The 3751-nt window shown below is 39.7% G+C and carries 7 protein-coding genes; 3 read left to right on the top strand and 4 right to left on the bottom strand.

Annotated features, from left to right (window positions below):
- The 3 genes from AAF462_10810 to AAF462_10800 all read left to right on the top strand — a co-directional run.
- A partial coding sequence (locus tag AAF462_10810; protein MEM7009614.1) for a VWA domain-containing protein occupies positions 1-238 on the top strand: 238 nt, incomplete at its 5' end.
- A gap of 3 nt (positions 239-241) precedes the next feature.
- Positions 242-931, top strand: coding sequence for a hypothetical protein (locus AAF462_10805; GenBank protein MEM7009613.1), 690 nt, complete (start codon positions 242-244; stop codon positions 929-931).
- Positions 928-1401, top strand: coding sequence for a VOC family protein (locus AAF462_10800; protein ID MEM7009612.1), 474 nt, complete (start codon positions 928-930; stop codon positions 1399-1401). Before AAF462_10805 ends, AAF462_10800 begins: the two co-directional genes overlap by 4 nt.
- Here the strand turns inward: AAF462_10800 and AAF462_10795 are convergent.
- The 4 genes from AAF462_10795 to AAF462_10780 form a co-directional block, all read right to left on the bottom strand.
- Positions 1387-2025 carry a CPBP family intramembrane glutamic endopeptidase gene (locus tag AAF462_10795; protein MEM7009611.1) on the bottom strand — a complete coding sequence of 213 codons (639 nt, stop codon included), beginning with the start codon at positions 2023-2025 and terminating at the stop codon, positions 1387-1389. The two genes, AAF462_10800 and AAF462_10795, sit on opposite strands and share 15 nt — an antisense overlap.
- Entirely contained in the window at positions 2018-2455 is a 438-nt protein-coding gene (locus AAF462_10790; protein ID MEM7009610.1) for a thioredoxin family protein, read from the bottom strand. The genes AAF462_10795 and AAF462_10790 overlap by 8 nt, the downstream gene beginning before the upstream one ends.
- Before the next feature lie 4 nt (positions 2456-2459).
- The gene (gene purU, locus AAF462_10785) at positions 2460-3332 is read right to left on the bottom strand and encodes a formyltetrahydrofolate deformylase (protein ID MEM7009609.1); all 873 of its coding nucleotides are present in this window, start codon (positions 3330-3332) and stop codon (positions 2460-2462) included.
- A gap of 15 nt (positions 3333-3347) precedes the next feature.
- The coding region (locus AAF462_10780; GenBank protein MEM7009608.1) for a metallopeptidase family protein at positions 3348-3751 on the bottom strand (404 nt) is incomplete at its 5' end.

Below are 3751 nucleotides of genomic sequence, written 5' to 3'. Positions count from 1 at the left end.
CGGCAGCATTGAGCACAGCAACGACGAGGCCGGCATGGTCTGGCTTGAGCGTCTGAAAGAGCATTTCCCAGACATGGTCTGGCTTAACCCTGCGCCGGTTGATGAGTGGCGCTACACTGAGTCTATCGGAATCATTAGGGAGTTTGTGGAAGACCGCATGTTTCCTCTAACCATGGGCGGGCTTCAACAGGCAATCAAAGCGCTAAAAGATAAAAAGGTGAAGTTTGAAAGGCATTGATTCATGTCCAATACAGGTACTTTAGTTATTAAAAAGAGGTCCTATTTCTCAACCCATCATTTATGGGCCGCAGAACATTTCTCAAAATTAGCCGGTGATATTGAGGATAATCATGATGGTAGGCCGGTATTTAATCTAGAGCATAGGGTTTATGTAATCAATTCGATATTTTCTACAACTGCTTTTTTAGAAGCCGCGATTAATGAAATTTTTCAAGATGCTCACGATGGGCATCACGGATATCTAGAGAATCTTGATAAACCGTTATTGGATAAATTAGCAGCAATATGGGAGGTCACTGAGCAAAATAATAAAAACCCTTTCTCTGTCCTGGAAAAATATCAAATTGCCCTGAATTTTGCTGCTAAAGATGAATTTGACAAAGGGCAAGATCCTTATCAGAGTGCTAATTTAGTAATAAAGTTAAGGAATTTTCTTACACATTATAAGCCAATGTTTGTAGGTGGAGATCAAAAATATAGGATTGAAGATAAGTTAAGAGGCAAATTTGCACTAAATAAGATTTTAGAAGAAACTGGTGATCCTGAATTTCCTGACAAAATGTTAAGTAAAGGTTGCACAGATTGGAGTATAAAATCGATTAAAAGCTTTGCAGATGAATTTTTTGAAAGAATGGAGATAGAACCTAATTACCAAAGGGTTGATATGGATAAATTGGCAGGTAAAACATGATTAATGCCGTTGACCATATAAATATCGTAGTTTCTGATCTAGAGCGCTCGGTAAAATTCTATACAGAAGTGCTAGGGTTTGAGAAAATTAATGTCGTGCACCTTGAGGGCGATTGGATTGATGATATTGTCGGCCTTAAGGGTGTAAATGCAGATGTGGCGTTCATTATTGCTCCTGAGGGCGAGCCCAAGATTGAGCTCCTTTGTTACACATCTCCGATAGGCGAATCAATCCCAGCTAATTCAGCGGCCAACACAATCGGGCTAAGACATATAGCGCTTCGCGTGGATGATATCTGGGGTGCTTACAATAAACTAAAAGATGTTGGCGTCACACTTTTTAGTGAGCCGATTGCTGTTCCGATGGCAACACCTGCTCAAAATCCGGTCAGAAAGAGCCTCTTTTATTTCAACGACCCTGATGGTGTTCTCTTAGAGATTGCTCAATACGAGAAGCTAGACCAATCCTAGAACAAATGCTTTGTTAGATAGATTTACAACCATGTGCATTATGTATGCGGGCCAAAAAGATTTACCTCTGTATGCAATATATCCCCATAAAATCCCTGTGAATATAGTGCTTATTGTCTCTATCTCTGGTTTACCAATGTGAAGCAGAGCGAAGGGGATCATCTGAATTATAATGCTTGCCTCTTTTAATTTATCTTTAAGCCCAAAGAGCATAAACCCTCTGAACAAAAACTCCCATCCAAGCATATAGACGCCCATCTGGAGCGCATAGGTTAGAAAATCAAACCCTCTGTGGGAGCGGTAGTAGCCTTGTACTGATGACATATCAGAGGTGAAATACAGAACCGGGATTGCGAGGGCTAAAAAGATGATGACATAGGGAATCCAGACTCTGTAGTTGCCTATTCTGAGGCCAAAATCTAGCGGGTTTTTTCTTAGAAAAATTAATATGGTAAGTACAGGAAGTACTCCGAAATAAACAAGTGAGCTGATCCAGTAATTCTCAATTTTATGATGATAGTGCAGGATCATAAAAAGTGTGGCAAAAGAGATTACTACAATCTCCTGATACCAGTTCTTTAAAAATAAACCCAGGTTTTTTAACTCTGAGGAAATATTATTCATTTTGGGATGCGATTTTTTTAAGGACTTCTTTTGATAGCATTGGGCCACGTTCTACAAAATTACCTTCAGGTCCGTATACAAGGAAATAAGGAATTGCCGGCAGGTTGTAGTATTTAACCAGTGGGTTCTCAAGGTTTATGATGTCTAGCTCTCTAAGAGCCATCGTATCAACTCTATTTGCCAGTTCTGACAATTTCTCTTTAAGAGGCCCGCACGGCGCACACCAATTTGCAGTAAACATAAAGACTGTGTATTTGTGCGGCACAGTGAAGTCTACAACATTAATCAGCCTTCCTTGGCTGATTAATTTAACCTTTTCAAATTGACTAGAGTATGCGAGCTGATTGTACTCGTCTGCGTAGGATGAAACTGTTGTAATCAGAATCATAAGCAGTAAAAACATATTAGCTTTGGAGATATGTTTTTTCATATTTCTAATCAAAGATTAATGTACGGTTACCGTAGACTAAAATTTGGCGTTTAAGATGGTGCCAAATAGCTTGCGAAAGAACAACTTTCTCAAGGTCTCGCCCCTTTCTAACTAAGTCTTGAATATTGTCTTTGTGGCTTACGCGCACAACGCTCTGCTCAATAATCGGCCCAGCATCAAGTTCCGCAGTTACGTAATGACTGGTTGCCCCAATAATCTTAACCCCTCTTTCATAGGCAGAGTGATAGGGTTTTGCTCCAGGAAACGCAGGCAGGAATGAGTGATGTATGTTTATGATTTTGTTAGGGTAGTGAGTTACAAAATCGTCACTTAGTATCTGCATGTATCTTGCAAGAACAATAAAATCTATATCGTATTTCTTTAGAAGCTCAAGCTGAATTGCCTCAGCTTCTTTCTTATTATCCTTTGTTACAGGGACATGGTGATATGCAATGCCAAAGTTTTTTGCGATTGGTTCAAGCTCTTTATGATTACTTATTATAACGGGGACCTCAACGTCCCACTCTCCTGACTGGCTTCGGGAGAGAATATCATGCAGACAATGTGACATCTTTGAGACCAGGATTGCCATCTTGGGCCTATAATCAGAGAAATAAAGACTCCACTTCATCTCGAACTTCTCTCCGATTAATGTATCGAAGTACTCACCAATCTTATCAGCAGGAATCGAGAAATTAGACAAATCCCACTCAACTCTCATAAAAAAGACTTCTTGCTCCGTATCCACGTGCTGATCCAGATACAAGATGTTCCCGTCATTTTTAAATATAAATTCGGTAATCGTAGATACTATGCCTTTTCTATCCGGGCAGTGAATAAGTAATATCGCCGATCTGCTATGTTCTTTAGTAGTCATTTTGTTCCACCTTAATTAGTGTCTTCCCATAAGCTCATAGATCTCATCGTCATTAAGGCCAAAATAATGAGCTATCTCGTGCTGAAGCACTTCGTTTACCCTCTCTTCGATTTCCACATCGTTTCTGCATACTTTTTCTATATCTTTTTGAAAAAGCACTATTTCATCAGGGAGTCTTACTCCCTGCCACACACTTCTTTGAGGAAGCGGCGTTCCTCTGTAAAGCCCCAGTAAAAGGCCCTTGCCCCTTATTTTTAGTGTCTCAAGATCCCTCTTACTTGGGTAGTCTTCGACCATTATTGAGACATTATCAATCTTATCCCTAAATTTCTGAGGGATTCTCTCATAGGCCTGGTTTACAAGGTTCTCAAATTTTTTTCTTTCCATAGTTCTAAGTTGCCTGAGAAATTGAATAAAAT

Source organism: Thermodesulfobacteriota bacterium (assembly GCA_039028315.1).
GTDB lineage: Bacteria > Desulfobacterota_D > UBA1144 > Nemesobacterales > UBA2774 > CR02bin9.
The sequence above is the reverse complement of the archived record's forward strand: the minus strand, read 5'-3'. Positions and strand labels throughout refer to the sequence as shown.